Annotated in this window: 6 protein-coding genes and 1 other RNA gene; 5 read left to right on the top strand and 2 right to left on the bottom strand. The window is 57.0% G+C overall.

What is annotated here, in order from left to right; genetic code table 11:
- Positions 1 to 101: 101 nt before the first annotated feature.
- Complete coding sequence (locus V6C16_RS07555; RefSeq protein ID WP_333535191.1) at positions 102 to 284, bottom strand: integrase core domain-containing protein; 183 nt, start codon at positions 282 to 284, stop codon at positions 102 to 104.
- Positions 238 to 498: a hypothetical protein gene (locus V6C16_RS14985; protein ID WP_442886195.1), complete on the bottom strand. Its 261-nt coding sequence runs from the start codon at positions 496 to 498 to the stop codon at positions 238 to 240. The genes V6C16_RS07555 and V6C16_RS14985 overlap by 47 nt, the downstream gene beginning before the upstream one ends.
- A 476-nt stretch (positions 499 to 974) precedes the next feature.
- Here V6C16_RS14985 and glmU point away from each other — a divergent pair, with 476 nt between their 5' ends.
- The 5 genes from glmU (at position 975) to rny (ending at position 5,052) form a co-directional block, all read left to right on the top strand.
- Positions 975 to 2,330, top strand: coding sequence for a bifunctional UDP-N-acetylglucosamine diphosphorylase/glucosamine-1-phosphate N-acetyltransferase GlmU (gene glmU, locus V6C16_RS07550; RefSeq protein ID WP_333535192.1), 1,356 nt, complete (start codon positions 975 to 977; stop codon positions 2,328 to 2,330).
- Between the two features lie 62 nt (positions 2,331 to 2,392).
- On the top strand, positions 2,393 to 2,800 hold the full coding sequence (locus V6C16_RS07545) for a cell division protein ZapB (RefSeq protein ID WP_333535193.1): 408 nt from the start codon (positions 2,393 to 2,395) through the stop codon (positions 2,798 to 2,800).
- A 6-nt stretch (positions 2,801 to 2,806) separates the two neighbouring features.
- Positions 2,807 to 3,079 (top strand): cell division protein ZapA, encoded by a 273-nt coding sequence (locus V6C16_RS07540; protein WP_333535194.1) that lies wholly within the window; start codon positions 2,807 to 2,809, stop codon positions 3,077 to 3,079.
- 11 nt (positions 3,080 to 3,090) lie between these two features.
- Positions 3,091 to 3,273: non-coding RNA, 6S RNA (ssrS, locus tag V6C16_RS07535), on the top strand.
- A 219-nt stretch (positions 3,274 to 3,492) separates the two neighbouring features.
- Positions 3,493 to 5,052, top strand: coding sequence for a ribonuclease Y (rny, locus tag V6C16_RS07530; RefSeq protein ID WP_333535195.1), 1,560 nt, complete (start codon positions 3,493 to 3,495; stop codon positions 5,050 to 5,052).
- Positions 5,053 to 5,155 lie beyond the last annotated feature (103 nt).

Genomic DNA, 5,155 nt, shown 5'->3' with positions numbered 1-5,155 from the left:
GAAGAGTGTAGTATGATGGCTCAAGTCCAAAATCTCCTTGTGTGGCAAGTTGTTGTGGTAACTTCTTATACCACATACTGCTGAGATTTTGGACTTTTTTGTTACCCCTTAGCCGGACAGCAATGAACTTCAGCCTCTTGTTCTTGTAGCGTAATAAATATCTCGCCGTCCAGCAGCTTGTCGCGCAGTTTTCCGTTGAAGCTTTCGCAGTAACCGTTTTCCCAACGGCTTCCCGGCTCAATGTATTGAGTCTGCATCGATAGCCCATCCAACAACTTTTTCAAGACGAACGCCACAACTCCGGGCCGTAGTACGTAGTCCGTAGTCCGAACGAATATTATCCGGTCGGACATGGGTCAAAAACAAATCCGCCAGAACATGCATGGCCTGTTCGGCACGAATCGTGCGAGCCACATGCAACGCCAAGCATTCACGGCTGTATTCGTCAATGACCACCAGCATACGGAAAGCTTTGCCATTAACGATACGGCAATGCACGAAGTCATAAGTTCCTGCTGGCAAGCAGTGTACACGATGCGTTTATTCATCAGATTTCGATGCGTCATCCTGGAAAAAACAATCATGACTTTGATTCATTATTTTTTATTTAGCTGATTTTTGACCAGAAACTCCCATTTTTTCGGTTTGCGCCCTTTTTTCGGGAAGAGGGCGCAAGTATCCTCAGGCAGGCCGTAATGACCTGCTCGCGCGAACGCACATCAAAAGATTTGCGCTGGTGAACAGCGTATGCGGTCGGTGGGTATTTTCGCCAAGCGCTTAGGCTTCTATTTCATATGTCGACTGGCATTCCCCCAGTCATTTTACTCCGCAATGTGGCGGCAGTAGTCGCGGGCTGCTGGTTAAGGTACCCCACGTGGCGGTGGTCCGTCAGGGGCTCCTTGCCGTTTTTCAGGCAAGGGGCTATTGCACTGCGTGAAGTTTTCCGTTTTTATGTGGAGATTAAGGAGACAGTAATGCCAAAAAACGCGGCTCTTATTCTGGCGGCGGGCAAAGGCACCCGTATGCATTCCGATAAGCCCAAGGTTTTGCAGACACTGTTGGGTGAGCCTATGCTGGCCTGTGTGCTTGAGGCTTTGCGCCCCGTTTTTGCCGAAGACGTGTGGCTCGTGGCTGGTCACCGGGCAGAGATGGTCAGGGCCGCCTTTCCGGAGGTTCCCTGTGTTCTTCAGGAGCAGCAGCTCGGCACGGGACATGCCCTCATGCAGGCCCTGCCGGCGCTTACTGCGGCAGGATATACCCATCTGCTGGTCGTCAACGGCGATGCCCCCCTGCTTTCAGAAAGCCTGGTGCGGCAGTTCCTGGCCGAGGCCGTGGGCGCTGACCTCGCCTTTGCCACCATTGACCTTGATAGCCCCGGAGCCTACGGCCGGGTGGTGCGGGAAGGGGATGACGTGCGCGCCATTGTCGAGGCCAAGGACTACGATCCGGCTCTTTACGGCCCGCCCACGGGCGAGGTTAATGCGGGCATGTACTTTTGCGCGCTGGACGCCGTGGAATGCCTGCTGCCCCGGCTTGATAATGCCAACAAGAGCGGCGAGTACTACATCACCGACCTGGTCGGGCTGGCCGTGGCGGAAAAATACAATGTGCAGGGTGTGCGTTGCGGACGCGATGACGGCCTCATGGGTGTGAATTCCCCCGTAGAGCTGGAACGTATGGAAGAAGCCCTGCGTGAGCGCCGTGTGCATGACCTGCTTGCTTCGGGCGTGATCATCCACGCGGCGGGAAGCGTGCGCGTGGGGCCTCTGGCTCATGTGGAAGCCGGAGTGGAGATCACCGGCCCCTGCGAAATTTATGGGCGTTCGCGGATTTTGCGTGGGGCCTCCATAGCCTCGCACTGCGTTCTGCGCGACAGTGTGGTGAGCGGTGGAGCGCGGATACACTCATTCTCGCACCTTGAGGGGGCGGATGTGGGTGAAGGTGCGCTGGTGGGGCCATACGCGCGGCTGCGGCCCGGCGCTGTTCTTGAGGCGCAGTCCCATGTGGGCAATTTTGTGGAATTGAAAAAAACGCGCCTGGGCCAGGGGGCCAAGGCCAACCATCTGAGCTACCTCGGTGATGCGGAAATCGGCGCGGGCAGTAATATCGGCGCAGGCGCCATTACCTGTAATTACGATGGAAAAAACAAACATCTTACGCAGATAGGACAGCGCGCCTTTATCGGCAGCAATACCGCCCTGGTGGCTCCGGTGCGCGTGGGGGACGACGCTCTTGTGGGGGCCGGCTCGGTCATCACGCATGATGTGCCTGCCGGGGAACTGGGTATTGCCCGCGAAAAACAGAGAAATCTGCCGCGTAAGAAGTCCTGACGAGCGCTTGCTTTTTTGCAGGGAACGGCCTTTTGGGTGACTTGGGCCGGGCAGGCATATGCTTGTCGGGCAGGGCGGAGGCCGTCTTTTCAGAGGTTGCCGCAGTCGGATGCTTACTGGCTGCGGGCTTTGCCCGTTGCGCCGGGCGTCGAGCGGCGTGGTTTTTTTTCGACTTTACCTCTTCCATTCTTGCCAAGGCCCTGGTGCGGTGCTATTTATCAGGCATGGAACTTCTGGAAAAGCTTGAGACGCAAGTTGCGGCTCTTCTGGCCAGGCTTGACCGCCTTCGGGCGGAAAACGAGCGCATCAGCGCCGAGTCTGCCATTTTGGGGGAGGAAAAGGCCGCCCTGGAAGATGAAAACCACAGGCTGCGCGAAGCGCTTGAAAATGAAGAGCAGCTGCGTGCTCACGCGCTCAAACGCATTGACGCCGTGTTGCGCAACATTCAGGAGCATGACAGCGTAGAGTAGGTTTTTGTGAATCAGGAAGCTATCAACCTTACCGTTCTTGGACTGAGCATAGCCTTCAAGCCCGGTGCAGATATGGACCGCGTGCAGGAAGCTGTAAGGCTTGTAGAAGAACGGTTTACTGACCAGAAGCTGAGGTTCCACGGAGGGCAGACCAAGGACATTCTGCTGACCTTTATGGCCCTTGGACTGGCGGATGATTTGTTGCAATCGCAAAAAGAGCTGGCAGGCGTGCAAGAGCGCGTAACCGCCATGCTTTCCAAGATAGAGGGATCTGTTTAGATCCCGAGGGCGCTTCCCTGGGGGGCGCGTGATTTATGCCTCGGTGCTAACCTGACAAGTATGTTAAAGGGAGTTGTCTCTGTCCTCTGTGTGCACGCCCGGCGCGACCGGGACGCCTGAAGGGGACATACTGGCTCCCGACCTGGTTATCCAGGTTCTGTACCGCACGCATGACACGGCTCTCTGGGGAAAGCCGATTTCAGAAGCAGAGCAGTTTGGGTTCCGGCTTCCGCGTTGGGGTCTTCACTTCTTTCTTGCAACACCATCCATGCTGCCGCGTTTGCGGCATCCAGCCAGGGTTTCAGCAGCCCTTTGGGCTAAATTGCTACGGCGGCACGTCACGGGCTGCCGGTGTTCGCCGGGCGGGCTCTTTTCAGGGCCGGTCCCGTATTGATAAAAGAGAGGCTGGATTCATGGACCCATTAGTTATAGCGGCGCTGCTCGCGTCTGTGGTGCTGGGGGCGGCACTGGGCGCGATGGTGTGCAAACGGTCTACAACAAAGCGCATAGGCGATGCCGACGATCTGGCTAAGCGCATTGTGGCCGAGGCCCGCAAGGAAGCGCAGGCCCAGAAAAAAGAAATTTTGCTCCAGGGGCAGGACGACCTGTTCAACCAGAAACGCGAGTTGGAAAACGAATTCAAGGAGCGTGAGCGCGAGGTCAAAACCCGCGAGCGCAAGCTTGAGGAAATGAGCGGACGCCTTGAGGAAAAGCTTGAAAAAGCTACCGCCAAGGAGCATGAGCTGCTCGCTTCGGAAAAAGACCTGGCCCGCAAGGAGCGGCAGCTTTCAGAAACAGAGATGTTCCTGCAAACCCGCATTGAGGAGCAGGAACAGCGCTTGGCCCAGATATCCGGCTTCACCGCTGACGAGGCCAAGGCGCAGTTGTTTATGGAAGTGGAAGCAAAAACGCGGCACGAATCGGCCAAGATGATCCGGCAGATCGAGATGGAAGCCCGCGAAACCGCAGACCGCAAGGCCAAGGAAATTCTCTGTAATGTCATTCAGCGCTACGCGGGCGACTACGTAAACGAGCAGACTGTTACCGCAGTCACCCTGCCCAGCGAAGACATGAAGGGCCGCATCATTGGCCGCGAAGGGCGCAACATTCGCGCTCTCGAGTCCGCCACCGGTGTGGATCTCATCATTGATGATACCCCCGAGACCGTCATTCTTTCCGCCTACAGCCCCTTGCGCCGTCAGGTCGCCAAGATGGCGCTGGAACGTCTTATCCAGGACGGACGCATCCATCCCGCGCGCATTGAGGATATTGTCCAGAAGTGCGAGCAGGAACTGGACGCCCAGGTGCGCGAAGTGGGCGAACAGGCCACATTTGATGCAGGCGTGCACGGCATACACCCTGAAATCGTCCGTCTTCTCGGCCAGTTGCGTTACCGCACCTCTTTTACGCAAAACGTGCTGCAGCATTCGCTTGAGGTATCGGCCCTGTGCGGCATGATGGCGGCAGAGCTTGGCATGGACGTGAAAAAAGCCAAGCGAGCCGGGCTGCTGCACGATATCGGCAAGGCCGTGGACCATGAAGTTGAAGGGCCGCACGCCCTTATCGGTGCGGATCTGGCAAAGAAGTATAATGAAAGCCAGGAAATCATCCACGCCATCGCCGCTCACCACGAAGATCAGCGTCCCTCGACGGCTCTGGCCGTGCTGGTGCAGGCTGCGGACTCCATTTCCGGCGCACGCCCCGGCGCGCGCAAGGAACTGCTCGAAAATTACGTGAAGCGGCTGGAGGATCTGGAAGGCATCGCCACCAGCTTTGAAGGTGTCAGCAAGGCTTACGCCATTCAGGCCGGGCGCGAAATACGCGTAATGGTCAACTCCGATCAGGTCGATGACGACACAACCTATATCCTTTGCAAGGATATAGCTGAAAAAATTGAAAAAAATCTGACATACCCCGGGCAGATCCGCGTAACGGTCATCCGCGAGCGGCGCGCCGTGGGCCTGGCCAAGTAGGCGAGGCGACGCGGGGCCGGACATACGGCTATGATACAAGACCCTCTTCTATATGTACTTGATCTGGCGGCCAGCTTTATGCTGGCCGCCGCCGCATCCTGCC

The sequence above is a fragment of the Desulfovibrio sp. 1188_IL3213 genome, assembly GCF_036763145.1.
Classification (GTDB): domain Bacteria; phylum Desulfobacterota; class Desulfovibrionia; order Desulfovibrionales; family Desulfovibrionaceae; genus Desulfovibrio.
This window is presented reverse-complemented; position numbering and strand designations above follow the sequence as displayed.